This is a genomic window from Plantibacter sp. CFBP 13570 (genome assembly GCF_014841395.1).
Lineage (GTDB): Bacteria > Actinomycetota > Actinomycetes > Actinomycetales > Microbacteriaceae > Plantibacter > Plantibacter auratus.
Window position 1 is genome coordinate 37,520 of sequence record NZ_JACYTW010000012.1, and the last position, 25,374, is coordinate 62,893.

Here is a 25,374-nt window from a genome sequence, read left to right on the forward strand (position 1 = left end):
GCTCAGGTCTCGCGGCGTGCGACCGCGACCGCGAGACCGCGCAGGTGGGCCCGTGCGTCGTCGTTGATCGGAGCCTCGCCCAATGCGGAGAGCGCCCGTGCGACGTGGTCCTGGATGAGCTTCTCCACCTGGTCGACGGCTCCACTGTCTCGGATGGTCGCCTGGAGCAGACCGATCTGGTCGTCGTCGAGTTCGGGATCCCCGAGCAGTTCGTCGAGGATGGTGCGCGCGCCCGGCTGGAGGGCCTCCCGCGTGAGCGCGATGAGGATGGTGCGCTTCCCCTCGCGGAGGTCGTCGCCACTCGGCTTGCCGGTCACGGCGGGATCGCCGTAGACGCCGAGGAGGTCGTCGCGCAGCTGGAAGGCGATGCCGAGGGGGAGGCCGTACCCGCGGAGCGACGCGAGCTGCTGCTCGTTCCCGCCACCGAGGAGTGCTCCGAGCGCGAGCGGCGACTCGATGCTGTACTTGGCCGATTTGAAGATCAGGACGCGCTCGGCGCGGCGACGCTGTTCGTCGTCGGCGGCGTCGCGCCAGGCGCGCTCCTCGAGGATGTCGAGGTACTGGCCGGCCGTGACCTCGGTCCGCATGCGGTTGAACTCGGCCCGCGCTGCGCGAGCGGCGGTGCGGTCGTCCAGCTGGTCGAGTCCGTCGTCGAGGAGTTCGTCGCTCCAGCCGAGGAGCAGGTCACCGAGGAGCGTGGCGGCTCCGGTACCGAAGGTGGTCGGGTCGCCGTCCCATCGGCTGCGACGGTGCAACTCCGCGAAGGAGACGTGAGCCGACGGTGCACCCCGGCGGGTGTCGGAGTTGTCGATGATGTCGTCGTGGACGAGCGCTGCGGCATGGAACAGCTCGAGTGCTCCGCAGGTCGCGATGACGGTCTCGAGGCCGCCCTGACCACTGGCGTGCCTCCCGGTGGAGACGGCCTGCCAGCCCCGGAAACAGAACTGTGCTCGGAACCGCTTCCCACCGCTGAGAAATTCCCGGGAGAAGTCGAGGAACGGGGAGAGCTCCGGGCCGATCTGCGCGACAATGGAGCTTCGCGAGGAGAGAAAGTCGGAGAGCCCGCGGCCCACCAGGGTGGCGAGTTCATTGCTTTCGATCACGCACCTAGCCTAGTCATGCTTCGGTGGCTAGACTCGATCAACAACGTCGCGTCGTGTGACCTTGAGGGGAATCAGATGCCACTTTCAGAGCAGGAGCAACGGCTCCTCGATGAGATGGAACGCCACCTCTACCGCAGCGATGCCGATTTCGTCTCCAAGGTCAGCGCTGGCGCGGGCAAACCGAGTTACCGCGGAATCGCGCTCGGCTCCCTCATCGCGGTGGTCGGGGCGATCGGCCTCGTGCTCGGAGTCGTGATCCAGCAGCCCATCGTCGGTCTGCTCGGGTTCGCGATCATGCTCACGGGCGTGCTCGTGGCGACCAAGCCGACCCGGGCTCCACTCGAACAGCCGCGTCCTCGTCAGGCTGCTCCGGCCGGCCAGAAGTCCTCGCGTCTGATGGACCGCTTCAACGACCGCTGGGACAAGCGTCAGTCGGGCGACGAGCGGTAACGATGCCAGGTCTCCCGGTCGCTCCGCGGCCGGCCACTTGACTCCACTTCCCTCCCTCGCGGCGCCGCCGCACCACGACTCCAAACGGGGCCGATCTTCGGATCGGCCCCGTTTCGTCGTTCCAGGCCCTCCCTGATCGTCCCGGGTATGGCAAAACCCCTCCATTTCCCTCCACCCCGCAGAGTCTTGACTTTGCGGGGTTTTTTCATGGACAAATGGTCCGATGTGGAGGAATGTGCTGCAGTAGTGGGGCAAAGTGGAGTAAAGTGGAGCCCAACCAAGATGTTGGCCAGAACGATTGGGGGCGGGGGCGTATGTTCCTCGGTAGTCACGCCCCCAAACTCGACGAAAAAGGCCGCATCATCCTGCCGGCGAAGTTCCGCGATGAGCTCTCCGGCGGGGTCGTCATGACCCGAGGCCAGGAGCACTGCATCTACGTCTTCAGCACGCGGGAGTTCGAGGCGCTCCACGAGAAGATCCGCCAGGCTCCGGTCACCAGCAAGCAGGCCCGCGACTACCTGCGCGTGTTCCTCTCCGGAGCGAGTGCCGAGACCCCCGACAAGCAGCACCGCGTGACCATTCCGTCCAACCTCCGCCAGTACGCCGGGCTCAGCCGCGACCTCGTGGTCATCGGCGCCGGCAGCCGCGCGGAGATCTGGGACGCCGAGGCATGGGAGTCCTACCTCGCCGAACAGGAGAGCGTCTTCTCCGAGACCGCCGAGGAGGTGATCCCCGGACTCTTCTAGTGCCCTGCCCCCTGACTCCCAGCCGTCCCGCCCTGACACACTTCCCCGGTGCCAGGTCGGAGCCCGCCCTGACACACTTCCCCGGTGCCAGGTCGGAACGGATGGGGATCAGGGGTCAGGGACCGTCCGGATTACGCATATGGCCATCAACGACATCCACACCCCGGTCCTCCTCGAGCGATGCATCGAGTTGCTCGCCCCCGCCGTGTCCCACGAGGGTGCGGTCCTCATCGACGCCACGCTCGGCATGGCGGGCCACGCCGAAGCGATGCTCGAGCGGTTCCCGCAGTTGACCCTCATCGGGCTCGACCGCGACCTCGATGCACTCGACATCGCTCAGGAGCGGCTCGAGCGCTTCGGGTCGCGAGCCCGGTTCGTCAAAGCCGTCTACGACGACATCGACGAGGCGGCCGAGGAGCTCGGGTTCCCACAGGTGGACGGGATCCTGTTCGACCTCGGTGTCTCCTCACTGCAACTCGATCGGACCGAACGCGGCTTCTCGTACTCGCAGGACGCGCCCCTCGACATGCGAATGGACGCCTCGAGCGAGCTGACGGCGGAGACGATCCTCGCCACCTACGACGAGGTCGCGCTTCGGAAGATCTTCTGGGAGTACGGCGACGAGAAGTTGGCGCAGCGCTACGCACGCCGCATCGTCGAGGAACGCCAGCAGCGACCGCTGACGAGTTCCGGTCAGCTCGTCGAGCTCATCGATCGGGCCACGCCGGCGGCCGCACGCCGCACCGGCCACCCGGCCAAGCGGGTCTTCCAGGCGCTGCGCATCGAGGTCAACGCTGAGCTGTCTGTCCTCGAGTCCGCCGTGCCCCGCGCGCTCGACCTGCTTCGGGTCGGAGGACGGATCGTGTTCCTGTCCTACCAGTCGCTCGAGGACCGGATCGTCAAGCGCGAGCTTCAGGCGCGGGCGAAGTCGACCACGCCGGCGGGGCTGCCCGTCGAGCTCCCGGAGCACAGCGCGGAGCTGAAGCTCCTCGTCAAGGGCGCCGAACTCGCCACCGAGGCCGAGATCGACGAGAACCCCAGAGCGAAACCCGTGCGACTCCGCGCGGCCGAACGGCTGAGGAGGCCAGCATGAGCGGAGCGACCGCAGCACTCGATCTCGCACCCGAACGGCTCGGACGTGCTCGGCCGCAGCCGACCCGGACGGCCCCCGAACGGCAGCACATCCGTGCGGTCACGACCGGGGCGCGCTCGAAGCTCCGACCACGGCCGATGTACGCGGTCATCGTCGTCGGTGCGGTCGTCGCCATCGTCGTCGGTCAGTTGCTCCTCAGCGTCGGGTTGAGCCAGGGCGCGTACCAGATCCAGCAGCTCGAGGGGAAGCAGGTCGAACTCGGCCGCACCTCGGCCGCGCTGGCCGAGGACCTCGACCGCCTGGCCTCCCCGCAGTACCTCGCCGTGAACGCGCAGGCGCTCGGCATGGTGGGCAACTCGCTCCCGACCTACCTCCGGCTCTCCGACGGTGCTGTGCTGGGGACGCCCACGCCGGCGTCGGCGAGCACGAGTCCGATCTTCAATGCCGCCCTCGTGCCGAACGCACAGGCCGCGACGCTCCCGCTCGTCGGCGGACAGAACGCCGCCGCCGCAGACGGCGCGTCGAGCCAGGAAGCGGTCACCCCGCCCGTACCGTTGCAGGACGGGCTGCCGTCGCCGACCACACGATGACCGGACGGCTCACGGTGGAGGACGACGCCCTGCTCGGAGGTGCGACGTCGGGAGAGGACGCGGTGCGGGCATCATGGTGAGACACACGAAGACCACGCGCCGACGCCTCGCGTTCACCATCGTCGCGGTCTCCATCGTGATGACGCTCTTCGTCCTCCGTCTGGTCGACATCCAGGTGGTCCGCGCGAGTGCCTTGAGCGCCGAATCCCTCGAGAAGACCGAGACGGGCGACACGATCCTCGCCACCCGCGGCAGCATCCTCGCCTCCGACGGTTCGGTGCTCGCCGAAGCCGTCATGCGCTACAGCATGGCGGCATCCCCGAAGGACGCCGGCCCGTTCGAGCGCGACGTCGACGGCAGCGAGCAGACGATCACCCTCGAGCAGGCGACGAACGAGATCGGCGCGATCATCGGGAAGCCCGGTCCGGAGGTCCTCGCGCTCATCACGGACGCCCTCGCCGCGGACAAGGACTCGCTCTACGCCCTCATCGCCAAGAAGCTCACGCTCGACCAGCTCCGAGCGCTCAAGGCACTGGAGATCCCGTGGACGACCTTCAAGGAGGAGCCGTACCGGGTGTACCCGAACGGTGCTGTCGCCGGCAACATCGTCGGCTTCGTGGGCGAGGAGGGCGAGGCCCAGGCGGGCGTCGAACTCATGGAGAACTCCTGCCTCGCCGGCAAGAACGGTCGCACGACGTACGAGAAGGGCAGCGGCGGTCTCCCGCTCCCCGGCACCACGGTGACGAAGCCGGCGAAGGACGGCGGCGACGTCGTGCTCACGCTCGACAAGGACATCCAGTGGTTCTCGCAGCAGTCGCTCGCCGCGCAGGCCGAAGCGGTCGGTGCGAGCTGGGGCGTCGTCACGGTGATGGAGGTCAAGACCGGCAAGCTCCTCGCCGTCGCCGAGTACCCGGCCGTCGATCCCGGCAACGTCAGCGCGACACCGTCCGAAGACCGAGGCTCACGGGCCTTCGCCGCGCCGTTCGAACCGGGATCGACGTACAAGTCGCTCACCGCCGCGGCGCTCATCGACCAGGGTGTCGCGAACCCGAACTCCCAAGTGGTCGCTCCGTTCCGGTACAAGCCCTCGAACGGTGCCGACATCAACGACAGCGAGTTCCACGCGGATCTGAACCTCACCCTGTCGGGTGTCATGGTCGAATCGTCCAACACGGGGATCTCGCAGTTCGGCGAGAAGATGAGCGCCGACACCCGCTACGCCTACTTCCAGAAGTTCGGTCAGCTGCAGAAGACCGAGGTCGGCTTCCCGAGCGAGTCCGGTGGCCTCATGGCGGACCCAGCGGACTGGGACAACCAGACGGATTACGCGACCATGTTCGGTCAGGGCTTCTCGACGACCGCGATCCAGGGCGCCAGTCTGTACCAGACGATCGCGAACGGCGGTGTCCGCATGCCCGTCCAGCTGGTCGAGGGTTGCCGGAACGCCGACGGCACCATGACCGACGTCCCCGACGCGACCGGAACCCAGGTCGTCTCCGCCGACGCGGCGAAGCAGGTCAGCGACATGCTCGAGATGGTCGACCAGGAGAGCTGGGTGGCCAAGAACGTCGACGTCCCCGGCTACCGGGTGGCGATGAAGACCGGCACCGCACAGCAGCCCGACGGCGATGGAGGCTACAGCTCGAGCTACCTCGTCTCGATGGCCGGTTTCGCTCCTGCAGAGGCACCGCAGTTCGTCGTTTCGGTGAACCTGGCCGACCCGGTTAAGATGAATTCATCGGCTGCAGTCGCTCCCATCTTCCGGGATGTGACCACCCAGGTGCTGAAGAGCAGGGGAGTGCAGCCGTCCACGGAGCCGGCACCGAACCTGCCGCTCAGTTTTTGAACGACCTCATGAAGGATGGGCTCAGCGTGAACAATCAGGGCCCGATCAGCCTCAGGCCGGAACATCCGCAACGGCGGGCGCTCTCGCAGCTGGTGACCGAATTCGACCTCGACCTGCACGGATCAGCCGACGGCGTGGAGATCAGCGGTGTCAGCCTGAGCTCCGGTGCCGTCGAGCCCGGTGACCTCTACATCGGCATGCCGGGTGTCCGCGCCCATGGCGCCGCATACGCCGAGCAGGCGAAGGAACGCGGCGCCGTCGCGGTGCTGACGGACGACGCCGGACGAGACCTGGCCGCAGCGGCCGGCTTGCCGATCATCGTCGTGCCGGAGCCGCGTGCCGCCCTAGGCCACCTCGCCGCCTGGGTCTACCGCACCGCCGAAGAGCCGCCGACGCTGTTCGGTGTGACCGGCACCAACGGCAAGACGAGCGTGGTCTACCTCCTGAGCGGCATGCTCGCGCAACTCGGGATCGTCTCCGGGCTGAGTTCCACTGCGGAGCGGCGCATCGGCGAGCTCGCGGTGACGAGCTCCCTCACCACGCCGGAGGCCAGTGAGCTGCACGCGTTGCTCGCACGCATGCGCGAGTCCGAGGTGCGCGCGGTCGCCATCGAGGTCTCCGCCCAGGCGCTGACCAGGCACCGCGTCGACGGCATCGTCTTCGACGTCGTCGGCTTCACCAACCTCAGTCACGATCACTTCGACGACTACGGCGACTTCGACGAGTACTTCGCGGCCAAGCGGGAGCTGTTCGAACCCGATCGCGCACGACGTGGTGTCGTCACGATCGATTCCGAGTGGGGCGGCCGACTCGTCGAGCAGAGCCGGATCCCGGTGACGACCCTGACGACCCGCCCGGAGGTCGACGCCGACTGGCGCATGACGATCCTCGAGGAGACCGCCGGCTCCACGACGTTCCGACTCGACGGCCCCGGCGACCGGGTGCTGGTGACGAGCGTGCCCCTGCTCGGCTGGTTCATGGCGGCGAACGCCGCGCTCGCGATCGTGATGCTCGTCGAGTCCGGCGTGGAGTTCGACATGATCGCCCAGGCCCTCGAACGAGACGGTGGGATCGACGCCTACATCCCCGGGCGGGCCGAGCGGATCAGTGGCGACCGCGGCCCGGTCGTGTACATCGACTACGGGCACAGTCCCGACGCGTTCCTCAACACCCTCGCAGCCATCCGCGCCGTCACGCCGGGCCGCGTGATCATGGTGTTCGGCGCCGACGGAGACCGCGACACGACGAAGCGTCGCGACATGGGTGCGATCGCTGCACGGGGTGCCGACGTCGTGGTGGTCACCGACTTCCACCCACGGAGCGAGGACCCGGCGTCGATCCGACGCGTGCTCCTTGAGGCCGCCCGCGAAGCCGCGCCGGACGGCGAGCTGCACGAGGTCGCCGATCCGGCGACCGCCTTCCGCACGGCGCTGGCGCTTGCCGGTCAGGGCGACACCATCCTGTACGCCGGACCCGGGCATGAGGACTACCACGAGGTCGCCGGTGTGAAGCTCCCGTACTCGGCGCGCGACGACTCGCGTGAGGCGCTGCGAGAGGCAGGGTGGCTCTGATGATCGACCTGACCCTCACCGAGATCGCTGCTGCGACCGACGGCCGACTGATCCCCGGTTCGGCGGACCCCGGCCTCGTCGTGTCCGGCGTCGCCGACACCGACTCCCGACTCATCACGCCCGGCGACATCTTCGTCGCGAAGCCCGGCGAGGAGACCGACGGACACCTGTTCGCGGATGCGGCGGTCGCGAACGGCGCCGCCCTGCTCATCGTCGAACGGGAACTGGCCGTCGCCGTGCCGCAGATCGTCGTCGAGCACTCCGTGACCGCGCTCGGCGCCCTCGCCACCGAGGTCATCTCGAGGGTGCGCGCGCTCGGACGACTCCGGATCGTCGGCATCACCGGATCCAACGGCAAGACCACGACCAAGAACCTCCTGGCCGCGGTCCTCGAGCGGGTCGGCGAGACGGTCAGCCCGAAGGCCTCCTTCAACAACGAGGTCGGTGCACCGATCACCATGCTGCGCGTGACGAACGAGACGCGGTTCCTCGTCGCGGAGATGGGTGCCAGCGGCATCGGCGAGATCGCCCGACTCATCCGCATGGCGAAGCCCGACATCGGCGTGGTCCTGAAGGTCGGACTCGCCCACGCGGGGGAGTTCGGTGGGATCGAAGCGACCGTCACGGCGAAGACCGAGATGGTGTCCGAGCTGCTCCCGGAGGACGTCGCCGTCCTCAACCTCGACGATCCACGGGTGGCGGGCATGGCCGACGCCACCCGGGCACGCGTGCTCTGGTTCGGCCTCGACGATCGCGCCGCCGTTCGCGCGACCGACATCGTCGCGACGGCGTCCGGAACCGCGTTCACGCTGCACCTGCCCGACGGTTCCTCTGCGCCCGTCCGCTTCAAGGTGCTCGGCGAGCACCACGTCATGAACGCCCTCGCCGCGGCCGCAGCCGCCCACGAACTCGGTGGGGAGATCGACCTGATCGTCGACGCCCTCGAGAGCGTGAGCCGGGCGGAGCGCTGGCGGATGGAGCCCCTCGGTGGACGCGACGACGTGTCCATCATCAACGACGCCTACAACGCCAGCCCCGACTCGATGTCGGCCGCCATCCGGACCCTCGCCCAGATCGGTGCTGAACGCGGCCGGACCATCGCGGTCCTCGGCGCCATGAGCGAACTGGGCGACTGGGCGGGCGAGGAACACGACCGGATCGGGCTCCAGGTCGTCCGGCTCGGCATCGGCCGCCTCGTCGTGGTCGGCCCCGAGGCCCGCCGCATGCACATCACCGCGATCAACGAAGGGTCGTGGGACGGGGAGTCGGTGTACTTCGCGACCGCGGACGAGGCGTTCGCGTACTTGAGCGCGGAGATCGCCCCGGGCGACACCGTGCTCGTCAAATCGTCGAACGCGGCCGGACTCCGGTTGCTGGGCGATCGACTGGGGGAGTTGTACGCATGAGAGTCCTGTTGGCCGCGGGAGCGATCTCGCTGGCGTTCTCCCTCTTCCTGACCCCGCTCTTCATCAGAGCGTTCCGCAAGCTGGCCTGGGGCCAGTTCATCCGCGACGACGGACCGCAGAGCCACCACACGAAGCGCGGGACCGCGACGATGGGCGGCGTCATCATCATCGTCGGCACCCTCGTCGGTTTCTTCGCGAGCTATCTGATCTTCCAGGAACAGGTCGGCGTCTCGGCGCTCCTCGTCCTGCTGATGATGGTCGGTCTCGGCATCGTCGGGTTCATCGACGACTTCCTGAAGGTGCGGAAGAAGCAGAGTCTCGGCCTCGGCGGGTGGGCGAAGGTCGCCGGACAGCTCATCGTCGCGACGGTCTTCGCCGTCCTCGCGATCAACTTCCCGAACACCGAGGGGTTCACCCCGGCGTCGACCAACATCTCGATCATCCGCGACATCCCGATCAACTTCATGGCGATCGGCATCCCGGTGATCGGCATCCTGCTCTACATCCTCTGGACCTCGGTGATCGTGGCTGCGACGTCGAACGGTGTGAACGTCACCGACGGGCTCGACGGGCTGGCCACCGGCGCCTCGATCCTCGCGATCGGCTCGTACATCATCATCGGGTTCTGGCAGTTCAACCAGTCGTGCTTCAGCTCCTCGCTCGCCTCCGACGTGGCGTACAAGTGCTACGACGTCCGGGACCCGCTCGATCTCGCCGTGGTCGCGGCGGCGATCGTGGGCGCGCTCATCGGGTTCCTCTGGTGGAACACCTCGCCGGCGCAGATCTTCATGGGTGACAGCGGTTCGTTGGCGCTCGGTGGAGCGCTCGCGGCTCTGGCCATCCTCAGCAAGACCGAGCTCCTCCTGGTGCTCGTCGGTGGGCTGTTCGTGATCGAGGCCGGTTCGGTGATCGTGCAGCGCGCCTACTTCAAGGTCACCCACGGCAAGCGCATCTTCCTCATGAGCCCCATCCACCACCACTTCGAACTCAAGGGTTGGGCCGAGGTCACCGTCGTCGTCCGATTCTGGATCATCGGTGGTCTGCTCGTCGCCGCGGGTGTGGGTTCCTTCTACCTCGAGTGGTTGAGCCGTTGAGCGCCGAGCGCCTCGACGGACTCCGGAGCTGGCACGCCGACTGGCGGGGACTCCGGGTCGCCGTCCTGGGGCTCGGGATGACCGGGTTCTCCGTCGCCGACACGCTCACCGAGCTCGGCTCGGAGGTACTGGTCCTGGCAGGCGAGGCCGCGGACGAACGCGCCGAACTCGTCGGCGTCATCGGTGCGCGGCTCATCCAGCGGGACCTGTCGACCGTTCCGTCCGAGCTCGTCGAGTTCGCTCCGGAACTCGTCGTCGTCTCACCCGGATTCCACCCCGACCACTCCGTCGTCACCTGGGCACAGGCGACCGGGGTCGCCGTCTGGGGCGACATCGAGCTCGCCTGGCGGGTCCGCGACAAGGTCGGCACCCCGGCCGAGTGGATCTGCGTCACGGGCACGAACGGCAAGACCACGACCGTTCAGCTGACGGCGTCGATGCTCGTCGAGGCGGGCTTCCGCGCGGCGCCCTGCGGCAACATCGGCGTCCCGGTCCTGGACGCCGTCCGTGATCCGCAGGGCTTCGACTTCTTCGTCGTCGAGCTCTCGAGTTACCAGTTGCACACCCTCGGCCTGCAGGGCGGTCGGAGCATCGTCTCACCGCTCGCCAGCGTCTGCCTGAACCTCGCCGACGACCACCTCGACTGGCACGGCTCCGCCGAGGCGTACCGGGCGGCGAAGGCCGTGGTGTACGAGAACACGAAGGTCGCGTGCGTCTACAACCGCGCTGACGCGGCGACGATGTCGATGGTCGAGGAGGCCGAGGTCGTCGACGGTGCCCGCGCCGTCGGGTTCGGCCTCGACGTCCCCGGACCGAGCGACTTCGGCGTCGTGGACGGCATCCTGGTCGACCGCGCGTTCCTCGACGACCGTCGGACGAGCGCCCTCGAGATCACGACGGTCGAAGCGCTCGCCCAGCGCGGGCTCGCCGCCCCGCACATCGTCGCCAACATCCTGGCGGCAGCGGCACTCGCCCGGGCCGCCGGCATCACGGTCGAGGCCGTGCGCGACACCCTGCTGTCGTTCGGTCTGGACGCGCACCGGATCCAGCTCATCGCCCGGAGGCTCGAGGTGGACTGGATCGACGACTCGAAGGCCACCAACCCGCACGCCGCCGACGCATCGCTCGCCGCCTACCGCTCGGTGGTGTGGATCGTCGGAGGCCTGTTGAAGGGCGTCTCGATCGATCGTCTGGTGGAGCGGCACGCCGACCACCTGCGCGCGGCCGTCGTGATCGGCGCCGACCGCTCGGAGGTCCTCGCGGCATTCGCGCGACACGCGCCGACGTTGACCGTCATCGAGGTCGACGCAGCGGAGACTGAACACGTCATGCCGGAGGCCGTTCGCCGGGCCGCCGAGGTCGCGCAGGCAGGGGACACCGTGCTCCTCGCTCCTGCAGCCGCCTCGATGGACCAGTTCACGGACTACGGGCACCGTGGTCGCCTGTTCCAGGCCGCCGTCGAAGCAGAGCTGGGAGGTGAGGCGGATGATCGATCCGCCTCGCGCTGACCCGCGCCGCGTGCGGTCGTCGTCGTCCCGGATGATGGGGACCGCCTCAGGTAGTGGGACACCCGACGCGCCGACGTCGCCGAGAGGCATGTCGAGTGCGCGGATCTCGCTGGGCAAGGTGCTGCGTCCGGAGTCGAAGAACTACTTCCTCCTGCTGGGTGTCACCCTCTTCCTCGTCGGGCTCGGGCTCGTCATGGTGCTGTCCTCGTCCTCCGTCGAGTCCTACGAAGCCGGCGACGGGTATTTCGGGCTGTTCTGGCGCCAGGCGACGTTCGCGATGATCGGTGTCCCGCTCATGCTGATCGTGAGCCGCTTCCCGGCACGGTTCTGGAAGAAGTGGGCGTGGGTGTTCCTCCTCGTCGCGATGGGCCTGCAACTGCTCGTCTTCACACCGCTCGGCTACGAGATCGGCGGCAACCGCAACTGGATCGAGATCGGCGGCTTCACCGCGCAGCCCTCGGAAGCGGTCAAGCTCGCGCTGGTCGTGTGGCTCGGGCTCGTGCTGACGATCAAGCAACCGCGTCTCCTCGAGTGGAAGCACGCCCTGATCCCGGTCATCCCCTTCGCCGGTCTCTCCATCGGCCTCGTCCTGCTCGGTGGCGACCTCGGTACCGTCGTGATCATGGCCCTCATCGTGTTCTCGGCGCTGTACTTCGCCGGAGTGCGACTGCGCTACATCGCGATCCCGGTGGTCGCTGGGGCTGTGCTGTTCCTCATCATGGCCGTCACGAGCGCCAACCGCATGCAGCGCATCATGGCGTTCTTCGGCGACGGCAAGGGCGACTACGAGAACGCCGACTGGCAGTCGACCCACGGCACGTGGGCGCTGGCGAACGGCGGCCTCTGGGGCGTCGGTCTCGGCAACTCGCGCGCGAAGTACGGGTGGCTGCCGGCGATCTCGAACGACTTCATCTTCGCGGCGATCGGCGAGGAGCTGGGCCTCATCGGCGCCGTCCTCGTCCTCGGGCTGTTCGTCTTCCTCGCCGTCATGTTCATCCGGGTGATCCGTACCAGCGACGACTCCTTCGTCCGGATCACCACCGGCGCCATCATGGCCTGGATCATCGGCCAGGCACTCGTGAACATCGGCGTCGTCCTCGGAGTCCTCCCGGTGCTCGGCGTGCCGTTACCACTCCTGTCCTCGGGCGGCACGGCGCTGCTCACCACCCTCGTCGCGATCGGGATCGTCCTGTCGTTCGCCCGGGAGCGGGGGCGCCCCGCGTCCCAGCAGTCCCGTCGGTCACCCGCTCGACGTCCCCAATCCTCCGGAGTCACCCGATGACCACCTACCTTCTCGCCGGCGGCGGCACCGCCGGCCATGTCAATCCGCTGTTGGCGGTGGCCGACGGACTCCGCGCCAGAGACCCTGAAGCGACGATCCTCGTCGTCGGCACGGCGGAGGGCCTTGAGGCTCGACTCGTCCCGGAACGCGGTTACGAGTTGCTCACGATCCCCAAACTGCCCTTCCCCCGCCGTCCGAACATCGACGCACTCCGCTTCCCCGGTCGCCTCCGCCGGGCGGTCGCAGCCGTCGTCGCGATGATCCGAAAGCACCGCGTGGACGTCGTGATCGGTTTCGGTGGCTACGCGGCCGCGCCGGCGTACACGGCGGCCAGGCGCGCCGGCGTCCCGCTGGTCATCCACGAAGCGAACGCGCGTCCAGGCCTCGCGAACCGACTCGGTGCGAGGTACACGCCCTACGTCGGTGTCGCATTCCACCACACGCCCATCCGCAATGCACGTTTCGTCGGCATGCCGCTGCGTCGCGAGATCGAGGAGTTGGACCGCGAGACGCTCCGGCCGGCGGCCCTCGCCGAGTTCGGCCTCGTGTCGGACCGACCGCTGCTGCTCGTCACCGGCGGTTCGCTCGGCGCGAGACGGATCAACGCGACGATGAGTCAGAGCGCCGAGGACGTCGTCGCGGCCGGCTGGCAGGTGCTCCACATCACGGGTGCGAAGAGCGAGATCTCGGATCCGGGTGTCGACCACTACCACCTGCTCGAGTACTGCTCCCGGATGGAGCTCGCCATCGCCGCAGCCGACTTCGCGGTGTCGCGTGCGGGCAGCGCCACGGTCAGCGAGCTGTGTGCGGTCGGACTGCCGGCCGTCTACGTGCCCTATCCGGTCGGCAACGGTGAGCAGCGCTTCAACGCCGCCGACGTCGTGCGGGCCGGGGGAGCGGTTATGGTAGATGACGCGCAGTTCGTGCCGGCCTGGGTGCATGAGCACCTCGTCCCGTTGCTGAGCGATCGGCACCGGGTCGACGACCTGGCCGCCCAATCCAAGAGCGTCGGTGTCTCCGACGGCACGGCTCGCGTCATCGCCCTCATCGATGAGGCGCTCCAACCATCGGTGCAGCGCGTGCGCGGCCGGTGATCCAGTCTTCCCAGAAAGCGTGACACCGTGATCAAGCCAGACCCCACCGTCGAGATCCCCGCCGACCTCGGCGTCGTGCACTTCGTCGGCATCGGCGGCAGCGGGATGAGCGGCGTCGCACGGTTGTTCGTGAGCGCCGGATCACGCGTGACCGGCTCGGACGTGCGCGAGTCGAAGAACATCGACGCCCTCCGCGAACTCGGGGTCCCGGTCGCCATCGGCCACGATGCGCAGAACGTCGGTGATGCGGACACCCTCGTCGTGACCGGAGCGCTGTGGGCGGACAACCCCGAGTACCTGCTCGCGAAGGAACGGGGTCTGACGATCCTGCACCGGTCGCAGGCGCTCGCGTGGCTGACCTCCGGTACGCGACTCATCTCCGTCGCGGGGGCACACGGGAAGACGACGTCGACCGGCATGATCATCACGGCGCTCCTGGAGCTCGGTGCCGACCCCAGCTTCGTCAACGGTGGCGTGATCGAGTCCCTCGGGCTGAGCTCGGCCCGCGGCGCCGGAGAACTGTTCGTCGTCGAGGCGGACGAGTCCGACGGTTCGTTCCTGCTCTACGACACGGCCGTCGCGCTCATCACGAACATCGACCCCGACCACTTGGACCACTACGGCTCGCTCGAAGCGTTCGAGCAGGCGTTCGTGACCTTCGCCCAGCAGGCACGCGAACTCGTCGTCATCTCCTCGGACGACGCCGGCGCGGTCCGGATCACCCCGGCGCTCCGCGCGGCCGCCGACGGCAAACGCGTGCTGACCTTCGGAGAGGCCGCCGACGCGGACGTCCGACTGCACGACGTCGGCTCCACCGGCCCGGTCTCGTTCCAGCTCAGCTACGAGGGCACCAGCTACGCGGCGACACTCCGCGTGCCCGGGCGCCACAACGCCATCAACGCGGCCGGCGCCTTCGCGGTCCTCGTCGGTGTCGGGTTCGACCCGGCGGACGCGCTCCGAGGTATCACCGCCTTCGGCGGGACGCAGCGTCGATTCGAACTGCACGGTGTCGTCGACGGTGTGAGCGTCTACGACGATTACGCGCACCACCCCACCGAGGTCGCCGCCGCCCTCGCCGCAGCGCGCACGGTGGTCGGCGACGGACGCATCATCGCGGTCCACCAGCCGCATCTGTACAGCCGGACCCGCCTGTTCGCCCAGGAGTTCGCCGACGCCCTCGAACGGTACGCCGACCACACGGTCGTGCTCGAGGTCTACGGCGCGCGCGAGGACCCCGAGCCCGGTGTGACCGGTGCGACCGTGTCGACCCGGTTCTCCGACGCGGACCGCGTCGCATACATCGACGACTGGCAGCGCGCCGCGGACTACACGGCGACGGTCGTGCGACCCGGCGACTTCGTCATCACGCTCGGATGTGGCGACGTCTATCGGATCGTGCCGCAGCTCCTCGAGGCCATCGCCGGTCGCGAGTCCGTCTGATGGGCGTCCGGTGAAACGCCCGGACGGCTTCGACCCCGCGGCCAGCCCGCGCCCCGAGCGTCAGACGCGACCGTCGGCGTCCGCGCCGGTGGACCGCGCCGGCGCGCCTGCTGAGCCCATCGCCGAGCAGGAGACGGACGTCATCGAACTGGACGCCGCGCGGCTCCGGCCGAAGCGGTCGGGTGCCGGCGCACCGTCCCAGCCGTCGGGCTCGAAGTCGAAGGCGAAGTCGAAGTCGGCCTCATCGACGCCGGCACCATCGTCGAAGGTCGACGCGAAACCGGCGGCGGCGTCCTCCGCCTCGGCGACGGCGACCCTGGAGCGCCCGGACGAACCGGAGGATGAGGCGTTCCTCACCCCGCGTGAGGCCGCCAAGCTGCGACGTCGTCACGAACGCCAGGAGATCCGTCGGTTCACGGCCCGCAAGCGCGGCCGCCACCGTCCGTGGGTGATCGCGGCCGCGATCCTCGGCGTCCTGATCGTCGTCTCGCTCGCCGGAGCCTATTCGCCGCTGCTGGCCGTCCGGTCCATCGAGGTCGTCGGTGCGAGCCGGGTGAACCAGGCCGAGATCACCGAGGCGCTCAGCGACCAGCTGGGTCGCCCACTCGCACTGGTCGACGCGGGAGCCGTCAAGGCGGTGCTCGTCGGATACCCGCTCATCGCGAGTTACTCCCTCGAATCCCAGCCCCCGAGCACACTCGTCGTGCGGATCGTCGAACGCGAACCGGTGGGTGTGCTGCAGTCCGGATCGGTGTACACCCTGGTCGATGCAGCCGGGGTCACGATCGAGCGCAGCGACCAGCCGATCGCCGGGTATCCGACGCTCATGGTCACCGGCGGCCCGACCTCCAAGGGCTTCGTCGCCGCGGCCGCGGTGATTCGGGCGCTCCCGACGGATCTCCGCGCCCGCGTGGCGTCGGTCTCGGCGTCGACCGCGGACGACGTCACCCTCACGCTCGTGGACTCGCCCGCCGAGGTCGTGTGGGGGAGTGCGGAGGACTCGGTCCTGAAAGCGCGGATCCTCGCGACCACGATGGCGGCCACCGACCCGTCCCAGGTGAACCAGTACGACGTGTCGTCGCCGTCCGCCGCGATCGTCCGCTGAGGAAGCGCACCGGGATATTCCCGTCGATGTGCCGACACGCCCGGAAGCGTCCCGACACGGTCGGGGCTGGGCCCTAACGTCGTGCTCAGGACAGAAAATGCATACGCAGCATAACTTTAAACCTTAACTAGAGGTTGAGAGTTCTCACGGAGGCCTGAAGTGACTACAAACCAGAACTACCTCGCCGTCATCAAGGTCGTCGGTATCGGCGGCGGCGGTGTCAACGCGGTCAACCGCATGATCGAGCTCGGCCTCCGAGGCGTGGAATTCATCGCCATCAACACGGACGCGCAAGCGCTGCTGATGAGCGATGCCGACGTCAAGCTCGACGTCGGCCGCGAGATCACCCGCGGCCTCGGCGCCGGTGCCGACCCCGAGGTCGGACGCCGTGCGGCGGAGGATCACGCCGAGGAGATCGAAGAGGCCATCGCCGGCGCCGACATGGTGTTCGTCACCGCCGGTGAGGGTGGCGGTACCGGAACCGGTGGCGCACCCGTCGTGGCGCGGATCGCGAAGTCGATCGGTGCGCTGACCATCGGTGTCGTCACGAAGCCGTTCGGCTTCGAGGGTCGTCGCCGTCAGGCCCAGGCCGAGCTCGGCGTCGCCCGCCTGAAGGAGGAGGTCGACACGCTCATCGTCGTGCCGAACGACCGCCTGCTGGAGATCAGCGACCGCGGGATCAGCATGCTCGAGGCGTTCGCGACCGCCGACCAGGTGCTGCTCGCCGGTGTCCAGGGGATCACCGACCTCATCACCACCCCCGGCCTCATCAACCTGGACTTCGCCGACGTCAAGTCGGTCATGCAGGGGGCCGGCTCCGCCCTCATGGGTATCGGTTCCTCGCGTGGCGCTGATCGTGCCATCAAGGCGGCTGAACTCGCCGTCGCCTCCCCGCTGCTCGAAGCGAGCATCGAGGGCGCCCACGGTGTCCTGCTGTCCATCCAGGGTGGCTCGAACCTCGGCATCTTCGAGATCAACGACGCCGCCAAGCTCGTCCAGGAGGCCGTGCACCCCGAGGCGAACATCATCTTCGGTGCGGTCGTCGACGACACCCTCGGCGACGAGGTGCGCGTGACGGTCATCGCCGCCGGATTCGACGGTGGCGAGCCCCTCACCAGGACGGCTGCTTCACCGGCCGACGCGGTCATCTCCGGCGGCGTCATGAGCACCTCGGACGAGGCGCCCAGCGCTCCGATCAGCACCTCGGCCAACACGGCCTCCGAGTCGTCCGAGCACCGCTCGGCGCCTGCTGCGGCACCGGTCGCCTCGGGTGGCGACTGGGGCTCCAGGCAGAACGCGTCCTCGCCCTTCTCCGGTGCGACGCACCGTCAACCCGATGCGGTCGTCGAGACCGCCGTCGTCGACCCCTCGTTCGACGACGAGGGCGAGCTGGACATCCCCGACTTCCTGAAGTAGTGGGCGGCGACACGATCACCCCGGCCGGATCGGGCTCTTCGGAGCCCGATCCGGCTCTGCTCGATCGCCTCGCCGCGATCCGCGGCCGCGTCGCAGACGCTGCCCGTGCGGCCGGTCGCACCCACGAGCCGACGCTCATCGTCGTGACGAAGTTCCATCCGGTCGCACTCGTGCAGCAGCTCGCGGCCGCGGGGGTCACCGACGTGGGGGAGAACCGACACCCGGAGGCCCGCGACAAGGCCGAGGCGGCCGCCGGACTCGGGTTGCGGTGGCACTTCATCGGCCAGTTGCAGACGAACAAGGCCAAGCAGGTGCGTCGATACGTCGACGCCGTGCACTCGGTGGACCGGCCCGAACTCCTGCGCGCGCTGTCGTCACCGGACCGCCTCCTCGAGGTGTTCCTCCAGGTGAACCTGACCGACGACCCGGGTCGCGGCGGTGTGGTCGGCGACGAGGCGCTGGAAAGGCTCGCCACGGAGACGCTCGAAGCCGAAGGCGTCCTCCTGCGAGGCGTGATGGCCGTCGCCCCGCTCGACGAGCCGCCGGCCGCCGCGTTCGCGCGGGTCGTCACGGCGTCCGCGCGGGTGCGATCCCTCGCTCCGCAGGCCGACGGCCTGTCGATCGGGATGAGCCACGACTACGTCGAGGCGATCGAAGCGGGCGCGACACACCTACGCATCGGCACGGCAATCACCGGGAATCGTCCGGTGTGACGTTAATCTCGAAGGTGCAAGGACCGCAGATCACGGAGGAAACGATGTCGAACCCACTGAAGAAGACCATGGTGTACCTCGGGCTCGCCGACGATGATCTCGAGTACGAGCAGCAGCACGCTGCCCAGGCCGAGCCCACGCAGCAGGCCGAGCCTCGCCGGGCAGAACGTCCCGAGCGCGCAGAGCGTGTCGAGCGCGTCGAGAAGGCCGCTCCCGTGACCCCGCTGCGCAAGCCGGTCCCGGTCCGTCAGCCGGTCGCCCCGAGCTCCGACCTCAACGAGATCCTCACGGTGCACCCCAAGCAGTACCGCGATGCTCAGATCATCGCCGAGAGCTTCCGCGACGGTGTCCCGGTCATCATCAACCTCTCCCAGATGAGCGACGGCGACGCCCGACGCCTCATCGACTTCGCCAGTGGCCTCTCGCAGGGCCTCTACGGGAAGATCGAGCGAGTGACGAGCAAGGTCTTCCTGCTCTCGCCCGAGCACGTCGCCGTTTCCGGCGACAACGGGCAGGGCGCACCGGAAGCGACCGAGGCGACCTTCTTCGCTCAGTCATAATCGAGGGGTGGCTTCTCTCATCTCCGTGATCGGCACGATCCTCTATCTCGCGCTGCTCCTGTACTTCTTCGTCCTTTGGGCGCGGTTCATCCTCGACCTGGCTCGGGTACTCCGCCCGCAGTGGCGACCGTCGGGCGTCGGCCTGGTCCTCGCCGAGCTCAGTTTCACGGTCACCGACCCGCCGATCCGGTTCTTCCGACGTGTCCTGCCGCGCGTCGCGGTCGGTCCCGTCGCGCTCGACTTCGGTTGGACGCTGACGATGCTGTGTTGCATCATCGCGATGACGCTCGTCCAGCTCCTGTAGCCGCCGACGTCGGAGCCCGCGCAGGGTTCGCGACGATTGTGCGGCTACGATAGAACGCCCGTCACCTGACGGGAAGCTCCGACGCTGACAACATGTCTCACCCACTGGGTCAGACTTTGCTAGCGTGGGGGCGTTGTACACAGATTTTCGATTCGACAGTGAAGGTGGTTCGCTATGGCGCTCACTCCCGAAGACGTGGTCCAGAAGCGGTTTCAGCAGACCAAGTTCCGCGAAGGCTACGACCAGGACGAGGTGGACGACTTCCTCGACGAGGTCGTCGTCGAACTGCGTCGCCTCATCCAGGAGAAGGACGAGGTCCAACAGAAGCTGACCGCGGCCGAGGCCAAGGTCGCCGAGCTGCAGAAGGGCGGCTCCTCCGCTCCCGCCGCGCTCGCAAAGGCTGAGCCCGCTCCCGCACCGGCTCCGGTCGTCGCACCCGCAGCGGCTCCCGCCGCCGAGTCGACCGACAACACGGCCGAGAGCTCCAACAACCTCCTGCAGCTGGCCCGCCGCCTGCACGACGAGCACGTCGCAGAGGGCGCTCAGCGTCGCGACGCACTCATCGCCGAAGGTCACGCGACCGCGGCACGCGTCGTCGCCGAGGCCGAGGCCAAGCAGCGCGCACAGATGCAGATCCTCGAGCAGGAGCGCTCCGTGCTGGAGCACAAGATCGACGAGCTGCGCAACTTCGAGCGTGAGTACCGCTCGCAGCTCCGCGGCTACATCGAGGGTCAGCTGAAGGACCTCGACGCCTCGTCGTCGAGCTCCGCACCCGATGCGAAGTCCGGCGTCACCGCCGACAGCGCAGCGGTCTAGCGCAGACACCCGGTTGTCTCCCGCATCACCGTCGAAGGCCAGCGCCAGGACTCTTGCAGTCCTGGCGCTGGTTGCCGTCGTGGCCTATTCGGCCGATCAGTTCACCAAGTTCCTCGTCACCACCAACCTGACGGTCGGTGAGTCCGTCCCCGTCTTCGGACAGGCGCTGGTCCTGTACTTCGTCAAGAATTCGGGTGCCGCCTTCTCGCTGGGGGCCGGCTACACCTGGATCTTCTCGATCCTCGCCGCGGTCGTCGTCGTCGTCATCGTCTGGTTCGCGCGCCGCATCCGTTCGCGTGCGTGGGCGATCGTCTTCGGTCTGCTCCTCGGCGGCGTGCTCGGCAATCTGACCGACCGCCTCTTCCGAGAGCCGTCCTTCGGCCTCGGCCACGTCGTCGACTTCATCTCGACGCCCTGGATGCTCCCCGCGATCTACAACGTGGCCGACATCTGCATCGTGGTCAGCATGGCGCTGTTCATCCTCCTGACCCTCTTCGGTGTCAACCTCGACGGCACGCGCACGACGCGAGCGAGTGAACGAGCCGCCCAGGAGGCGGAGGACCGCGAGGCCGAAGCCGACGCGGCCGTCCTCGATCCTGCGGAGCCTGGCGACGCGAGCCCGGACGCAGGTCGCCCGTGAACGAGTCCCGCAGTCTGTACGTCCCCGACGGACTCGACGGCGAGCGCGTCGACGCCGGACTCGCCAAGCTCCTGGGCTTCTCGCGCAGCTACGCTGCCGAGGTGGCCTTGGCCGGCGGTGTCACCATGAACGGGAAGTCGGTCGACAAGTCCGATCGCCTGCTCGGCGGCGCCTGGCTCGAGATCGAATGGACGCCTCGGCGGGAGGCCGTGATCGTCCCGATCGCCGTCCCCGACCTCGGCATCGTCCACGACGACGACGAGATCGTCGTCGTCGACAAGCCTGCGGGCGTCGCGGCGCATCCCTCGGTCGGTTGGGAGGGCCCGACGGTGCTCGGCGCCCTCGCGGCGGCGGGCTTCCGTATCTCGACCTCGGGAGCCGCCGAGCGCGCGGGCATCGTCCATCGGCTGGACGCCGGGACGAGCGGCCTCATGGTCGTCGCGAAGACCGAGCGGGCCTACACCTGGCTCAAACGGGCCTTCCACGACCGCGAGGTCGAGAAGATTTACCGCGCTGTGGTGCAGGGGCATCCCGATCCACTCGCCGGCACCATCGACGGACCGATCGGCCGCCATCCACGTCACGACTGGCGGTTCGCCGTGACCGCCGACGGCAAGCCGTCGATCACGCACTACGAGACGCTCGAGGCGTTCCCGTACGCCTCGCTGCTCGAGGTGCACCTGGAGACCGGCCGCACCCACCAGATCCGCGTGCACATGGCGGCCCAGCGGCACCCCTGCGTCGGCGACGCGATGTACGGAGCAGACGCTGCGCTCTCAGCGCGGCTGGGGCTGAACCGCCAGTGGCTCCACGCCACGAAGCTCGGGTTCGCCCACCCGGCCACGGGGGAGTTCGTGCGGTTCGAGGCTGCCTATCCGGCGGACCTCCAGCACGCCCTGTCCGTGCTCGAACTCGACTGAACCGACGCCCAGCCCTCCCGGCGCCATGCGTGACGACGTCGCAGGAGTCGACCGTCAGCGGTGACGGTTAGGCTGGAGCACAGACCACCTCGGCGTCCGCGCCGAACCCCACAGCACGATCCCCGGAGGCGCCGTCCGTGCCCACGTCCACCGATTCGTTCGTCCATCTGCACGTCCACAGCGAGTATTCGATGCTCGACGGAGCAGCCCGCGTGAAGCCGCTCATCCAGGCCGCGGTCGAGCAGGGCATGCCCGCCGTCGCCGTGACCGACCACGGCAACATGTTCGGTGCCTTCGACTTCTGGCGCACGGCGACCGATGCCGGGATCAAGCCGATCATCGGGACCGAGGCGTACATCACCCCGGGGACCGCGCGCGGCGACCGGACGCGGATCAAGTGGGGCGACGGTGGGGGAGACGACGTCTCCGGCGCCGGCGCCTACACCCACATGACCTTGCTCTCGGAGACCACCGAGGGGATGCACAACCTGTTCCGGCTCTCGTCGAAGGCGTCGATCGAGGGGTACTACTTCAAGCCGCGCATGGACCGCGAGATCCTGAGCCAGTACAGCGCCGGCCTCATCGCGACGACCGGATGCCCGAGCGGCGAGGTGCAGACGCGACTCCGTCTCGGCCAGTACGACGAAGCGGTCAAGGCCGCGGCTGACTTCCGTGACATCTTCGGCGCGGAGAACTACTTCTGCGAGATCATGGACCACGGGCTCGGGATCGAGCGCCGGATCATGGCCGACCTCATCAGGCTGTCCAAAGACCTCGGTCTCCCGCTCCTCGCGACGAACGACCTCCACTACACGCACGCCGCGGACGCCAAGGCCCACGCCGCCCTCCTCTGCGTGCAGTCCGGCTCCACCCTCAACGACCCGAACCGGTTCAAGTTCGACGCCGACGAGTTCTACCTGAAGTCCGCGGACGAGATGCGCCGGCTGTTCCGCGAGTATCCCGAGGCGTGCGACAACACCCTCGCGATCGCCGAGCGGTGCGATGTCGCCTTCGACACCTCGGCCAACTACATGCCGCGATTCCCCGTGCCGGAGGGCGAGAACGAGGAGAGCTGGTTCATCAAGGAGGTCGAGACCGGGCTGAACCTGCGGTACCCGAACGGGATCCCCGCCGACGTCCGGGAACGGGCGAACTACGAGACGCGCGTCATCGTGCAAATGGGCTTCCCCGGGTACTTCCTCGTCGTCGCCGACTTCATCCAGTGGTCGAAGCGCAACGGCATCCGGGTCGGTCCTGGTCGTGGTTCCGGTGCCGGTTCCATGGCGGCGTATGCGATGCAGATCACCGACCTCGACCCACTCCGCCACGGCCTCATCTTCGAGCGGTTCCTCAACCCCGACCGCGTGTCGATGCCCGACTTCGACGTCGACTTCGACGACCGTCGCCGCGGCGAGGTCATCAAGTACGTCACCGAGAAGTACGGCGACGAGCGCGTCGCGCAGATCGTCACGTACGGCACCATCAAGGCCAAGCAGGCGCTCAAGGACTCGTCGCGCGTCCTCGGCTTCCCGTTCGGCATGGGCGACAAGCTGACGAAGGCCATGCCGCCGGCGGTCATGGGCAAGGACATCCCGCTCGAGGGCATCCTCGACACCAAGCACCCGCGGTACAAGGAGGCGGTCGATCTCCGTGGCATCCTCGACACCGACCCGGAGGCGCGGACCGTCTTCGAGACCGCGCTCGGCATCGAGAACCTGAAGCGCCAGTGGGGCGTGCACGCGGCCGGCGTGATCATGTCGAGCGACCCGCTCATCGACATCATCCCGATCATGAAGCGCGAGCAGGACGGCCAGATCGTCACGCAGTTCGACTACCCGGCGTGCGAGTCCCTCGGATTGATCAAGATGGACTTCCTCGGGTTGCGCAACCTGACGATCATCAACGACGCCCTCGACAACATCAAGAGCAACCGCGACATCGAACTCGTCCTCGAAGACCTCGAACTCGACGACCGCGGTGCGTACGAACTCCTGTCCCGAGGCGACACCCTCGGGGTGTTCCAGCTCGACGGCGGACCGATGCGCGCGCTGCTGCGCCTCATGAAGCCCGACAACTTCGAGGACATCTCGGCGCTGATCGCCCTGTACCGGCCCGGGCCGATGGGCGCGAACTCGCACACGAACTACGCGCTGCGGAAGAACGGCCTCCAGGAGATCACCCCGATCCACCCGCAGCTCGAGGAACCGCTCTCCGAGATCCTGTCGACGAGCTACGGCCTCATCATCTACCAGGAGCAGGTGATGGCGATCGCGCAGAAGGTCGCCGGCTTCTCCCTCGGGCAGGCCGACATCCTCCGTCGTGCGATGGGTAAGAAGAAGAAGTCCGAACTGGACAAGCAGTTCGAGGGCTTCTCCGGCGGCATGGTCGCGAACGGCTTCTCGATGGAGGCCGTCAACAAGCTGTGGGAGATCCTCCTCCCGTTCTCGGACTACGCGTTCAACAAGGCGCACTCCGCCGCCTACGGGGTCATCTCCTACTGGACGGCGTACCTCAAGGCGCACTACCCGGCCGAGTACATGGCCGGTCTGCTGACGAGTGTCGGCGACTCCAAGGACAAGATGGCGCTCTACCTCAACGAGTGCCGCCGCATGGGGATCCAGGTCCTGCCGCCCGACGTCAACGAGTCCATCGGGTTCTTCGCCGCAGTCGGGGAGGACATCCGGTTCGGTCTGGGTGCCGTCCGCAACGTCGGTTCGAACGTCGTGGAGCTCATCCGGCAGGCACGCGAGCGCGAGGGCCGGTTCACCTCGTTCCACGACTTCCTCCGCAAGGTGCCGTTGCCGGTGGCGAACAAGCGGACCATCGAGTCGCTCATCAAGGCCGGCGCGTTCGACTCCATGGGCGACAGCAGACGTGCGCTCTACGAGATCCACGAGGACGCCGTCGACTCGGTCGTGAAGGACAAGCGTGCCGAGGCGTCCGGGAGCATCGGCTTCGACTTCGACAGCCTGTTCGCCGAGGTCGGCGAGGTGCCGCTCGCGAGCGTCCCCGCGCGTCCCGACTGGAGCAAGCGCGACAAGCTCAACTTTGAACGGGAGATGCTGGGGCTGTACGTCTCGGACCACCCGCTGGCCGGACTCGAGATCGAGTTGGCGAAGCACGCCACGACGACCATCACCGACCTCATGACCTCCGAGGGCATGGACGGCGAGACCGTCGTGATCTCGGGGCTCGTCACGAGTGTCCAGCATCGGATCGCCAAGGCCTCCGGCAACCAGTACGGCATGATCCAGGTCGAGGACTTCGGCGGCGAGATGACCGCCATGTTCATGGGTAAGGCGTATCAGGAGTTCGCCTCCGAACTCGTCGGCGACTCGATCGTCGTGGTCCGCGGACGGGTCAGTGTCCGAGACGACGGGATGAACCTCCACGCGTACAGCATCTTCTCGCCCGAACTGCCCGAGGCCGGTGCCGACCGCATGCTCCAGCTGTCGATGGCCGACGCCCGGGCGACGACCGAGACGGTGACCACGCTGAGCGACGTGCTGACGCGGCACGCTGGGTCGACCGAGGTCCGATTGAAGCTCATCCGAGGCGAGATCGCGCGGGTGTTCGAGCTGCCCCATCGCGTCAGTCTCTCGTCCGGACTCTTCGGCGAGCTGAAGTCCCTGCTCGGCCCGAACTGTCTCGGCTGACCCCGCTCGGAGGCGGGCGGC

Annotated in this window: 22 protein-coding genes; 21 read left to right on the forward strand and 1 reads right to left on the reverse strand. The window is 68.1% G+C overall.

All coding sequences use genetic code 11. The features are described 5' to 3' along the window. Nucleotides 1-2 precede the first annotated feature (2 nt). A complete protein-coding gene (locus tag IFT89_RS06505; protein WP_137241614.1) occupies nt 3-1,103 on the reverse strand; it encodes a polyprenyl synthetase family protein in 1,101 nt (366 codons plus the stop codon). A 75-nt stretch (nt 1,104-1,178) separates the two neighbouring features. Between IFT89_RS06505 and IFT89_RS06510 the strand changes: the two genes are divergently transcribed. From IFT89_RS06510 to dnaE, 21 genes are all read left to right on the forward strand, one after another. Further along, the gene (locus tag IFT89_RS06510; RefSeq protein ID WP_064297004.1) at nt 1,179-1,553 is read left to right on the forward strand and encodes a DUF3040 domain-containing protein; all 375 of its coding nucleotides are present in this window, start codon (nt 1,179-1,181) and stop codon (nt 1,551-1,553) included. Nucleotides 1,554-1,867: 314 nt separating this feature from the next. Beyond that, on the forward strand, nt 1,868-2,299 hold the full coding sequence (mraZ, locus tag IFT89_RS06515) for a division/cell wall cluster transcriptional repressor MraZ (protein WP_064297003.1): 432 nt from the start codon (nt 1,868-1,870) through the stop codon (nt 2,297-2,299). Between the two features lie 139 nt (nt 2,300-2,438). Beyond that, nucleotides 2,439-3,392: a 16S rRNA (cytosine(1402)-N(4))-methyltransferase RsmH gene (gene rsmH, locus IFT89_RS06520; RefSeq protein WP_137241615.1), complete on the forward strand. Its 954-nt coding sequence runs from the start codon at nt 2,439-2,441 to the stop codon at nt 3,390-3,392. After that, the gene (locus tag IFT89_RS06525; protein ID WP_064297001.1) at nt 3,389-3,982 is read left to right on the forward strand and encodes a hypothetical protein; all 594 of its coding nucleotides are present in this window, start codon (nt 3,389-3,391) and stop codon (nt 3,980-3,982) included. The genes rsmH and IFT89_RS06525 overlap by 4 nt, the downstream gene beginning before the upstream one ends. 73 nt (nt 3,983-4,055) lie before the next feature. Next, nucleotides 4,056-5,828, forward strand: a complete 1,773-nt coding sequence (locus IFT89_RS06530) for a peptidoglycan D,D-transpeptidase FtsI family protein (RefSeq protein WP_137241616.1) — start codon at nt 4,056-4,058, stop codon at nt 5,826-5,828. A gap of 26 nt (nt 5,829-5,854) precedes the next feature. Further along, nucleotides 5,855-7,399, forward strand: coding sequence for a Mur ligase family protein (locus IFT89_RS06535; RefSeq protein WP_307783461.1), 1,545 nt, complete (start codon nt 5,855-5,857; stop codon nt 7,397-7,399). Next, complete coding sequence (locus IFT89_RS06540; protein ID WP_192017903.1) at nt 7,399-8,805, forward strand: UDP-N-acetylmuramoyl-tripeptide--D-alanyl-D-alanine ligase; 1,407 nt, start codon at nt 7,399-7,401, stop codon at nt 8,803-8,805. Before IFT89_RS06535 ends, IFT89_RS06540 begins: the two co-directional genes overlap by 1 nt. Then, nucleotides 8,802-9,899, forward strand: a complete 1,098-nt coding sequence (mraY, locus tag IFT89_RS06545; RefSeq protein ID WP_086473215.1) for a phospho-N-acetylmuramoyl-pentapeptide-transferase — start codon at nt 8,802-8,804, stop codon at nt 9,897-9,899. The genes IFT89_RS06540 and mraY overlap by 4 nt, the downstream gene beginning before the upstream one ends. Next, nucleotides 9,896-11,407 carry a UDP-N-acetylmuramoyl-L-alanine--D-glutamate ligase gene (murD, locus tag IFT89_RS06550; RefSeq protein ID WP_137241619.1) on the forward strand — a complete coding sequence of 504 codons (1,512 nt, stop codon included), beginning with the start codon at nt 9,896-9,898 and terminating at the stop codon, nt 11,405-11,407. Before mraY ends, murD begins: the two co-directional genes overlap by 4 nt. An 88-nt stretch (nt 11,408-11,495) precedes the next feature. After that, entirely contained in the window at nt 11,496-12,689 is a 1,194-nt protein-coding gene (ftsW, locus tag IFT89_RS06555; RefSeq protein ID WP_228498104.1) for a putative lipid II flippase FtsW, read from the forward strand. Then, the gene (locus tag IFT89_RS06560) at nt 12,686-13,783 is read left to right on the forward strand and encodes a UDP-N-acetylglucosamine--N-acetylmuramyl-(pentapeptide) pyrophosphoryl-undecaprenol N-acetylglucosamine transferase (protein WP_202938546.1); all 1,098 of its coding nucleotides are present in this window, start codon (nt 12,686-12,688) and stop codon (nt 13,781-13,783) included. Before ftsW ends, IFT89_RS06560 begins: the two co-directional genes overlap by 4 nt. A gap of 27 nt (nt 13,784-13,810) precedes the next feature. Continuing rightward, nucleotides 13,811-15,223, forward strand: a complete 1,413-nt coding sequence (gene murC, locus IFT89_RS06565; protein ID WP_194644653.1) for a UDP-N-acetylmuramate--L-alanine ligase — start codon at nt 13,811-13,813, stop codon at nt 15,221-15,223. A 10-nt stretch (nt 15,224-15,233) separates the two neighbouring features. Then, entirely contained in the window at nt 15,234-16,328 is a 1,095-nt protein-coding gene (locus IFT89_RS20730) for an FtsQ-type POTRA domain-containing protein (RefSeq protein WP_202938547.1), read from the forward strand. Between the two features lie 159 nt (nt 16,329-16,487). Then, nucleotides 16,488-17,744, forward strand: coding sequence for a cell division protein FtsZ (ftsZ, locus tag IFT89_RS06575; protein WP_137241624.1), 1,257 nt, complete (start codon nt 16,488-16,490; stop codon nt 17,742-17,744). Next, entirely contained in the window at nt 17,744-18,457 is a 714-nt protein-coding gene (locus IFT89_RS06580) for a YggS family pyridoxal phosphate-dependent enzyme (protein WP_307783462.1), read from the forward strand. Before ftsZ ends, IFT89_RS06580 begins: the two co-directional genes overlap by 1 nt. A 44-nt stretch (nt 18,458-18,501) precedes the next feature. After that, the gene (locus tag IFT89_RS06585; protein WP_064296992.1) at nt 18,502-19,017 is read left to right on the forward strand and encodes a cell division protein SepF; all 516 of its coding nucleotides are present in this window, start codon (nt 18,502-18,504) and stop codon (nt 19,015-19,017) included. A gap of 7 nt (nt 19,018-19,024) precedes the next feature. Then, nucleotides 19,025-19,321 carry a YggT family protein gene (locus IFT89_RS06590; RefSeq protein ID WP_064296991.1) on the forward strand — a complete coding sequence of 99 codons (297 nt, stop codon included), beginning with the start codon at nt 19,025-19,027 and terminating at the stop codon, nt 19,319-19,321. A gap of 174 nt (nt 19,322-19,495) precedes the next feature. Then, nucleotides 19,496-20,137: a DivIVA domain-containing protein gene (locus IFT89_RS06595; protein WP_079706011.1), complete on the forward strand. Its 642-nt coding sequence runs from the start codon at nt 19,496-19,498 to the stop codon at nt 20,135-20,137. Further along, entirely contained in the window at nt 20,097-20,777 is a 681-nt protein-coding gene (gene lspA / locus IFT89_RS06600; protein WP_079706010.1) for a signal peptidase II, read from the forward strand. The genes IFT89_RS06595 and lspA overlap by 41 nt, the downstream gene beginning before the upstream one ends. Next, nucleotides 20,774-21,697: an RluA family pseudouridine synthase gene (locus tag IFT89_RS06605; protein WP_192017907.1), complete on the forward strand. Its 924-nt coding sequence runs from the start codon at nt 20,774-20,776 to the stop codon at nt 21,695-21,697. Before lspA ends, IFT89_RS06605 begins: the two co-directional genes overlap by 4 nt. 191 nt (nt 21,698-21,888) lie before the next feature. Then, entirely contained in the window at nt 21,889-25,353 is a 3,465-nt protein-coding gene (dnaE, locus tag IFT89_RS06610) for a DNA polymerase III subunit alpha (RefSeq protein WP_194718966.1), read from the forward strand. Nucleotides 25,354-25,374: the final 21 nt, after the last annotated feature.

Bases quoted from the DNA above. Each gene is read 5' to 3' on its own strand.
- IFT89_RS06510 (WP_064297004.1), top strand. From the start codon at position 1,179: ATGCCACTTTCAGAGCAGGAGCAACGGCTCCTCGATGAGATGGAACGC.
- mraZ (WP_064297003.1), top strand. From the start codon at position 1,868: ATGTTCCTCGGTAGTCACGCCCCCAAACTCGACGAAAAAGGCCGCATC.
- rsmH (WP_137241615.1), top strand. From the start codon at position 2,439: ATGGCCATCAACGACATCCACACCCCGGTCCTCCTCGAGCGATGCATC.
- IFT89_RS06525 (WP_064297001.1), top strand. From the start codon at position 3,389: ATGAGCGGAGCGACCGCAGCACTCGATCTCGCACCCGAACGGCTCGGA.
- IFT89_RS06530 (WP_137241616.1), top strand. From the start codon at position 4,056: ATGGTGAGACACACGAAGACCACGCGCCGACGCCTCGCGTTCACCATC.
- IFT89_RS06540 (WP_192017903.1), top strand. From the start codon at position 7,399: ATGATCGACCTGACCCTCACCGAGATCGCTGCTGCGACCGACGGCCGA.
- mraY (WP_086473215.1), top strand. From the start codon at position 8,802: ATGAGAGTCCTGTTGGCCGCGGGAGCGATCTCGCTGGCGTTCTCCCTC.
- ftsW (WP_228498104.1), top strand. From the start codon at position 11,496: ATGTCGAGTGCGCGGATCTCGCTGGGCAAGGTGCTGCGTCCGGAGTCG.
- IFT89_RS06560 (WP_202938546.1), top strand. From the start codon at position 12,686: ATGACCACCTACCTTCTCGCCGGCGGCGGCACCGCCGGCCATGTCAAT.
- IFT89_RS06585 (WP_064296992.1), top strand. From the start codon at position 18,502: ATGTCGAACCCACTGAAGAAGACCATGGTGTACCTCGGGCTCGCCGAC.
- IFT89_RS06595 (WP_079706011.1), top strand. From the start codon at position 19,496: ATGGCGCTCACTCCCGAAGACGTGGTCCAGAAGCGGTTTCAGCAGACC.
- lspA (WP_079706010.1), top strand. From the start codon at position 20,097: ATGCGAAGTCCGGCGTCACCGCCGACAGCGCAGCGGTCTAGCGCAGAC.
- dnaE (WP_194718966.1), top strand. From the start codon at position 21,889: ATGCTCGACGGAGCAGCCCGCGTGAAGCCGCTCATCCAGGCCGCGGTC.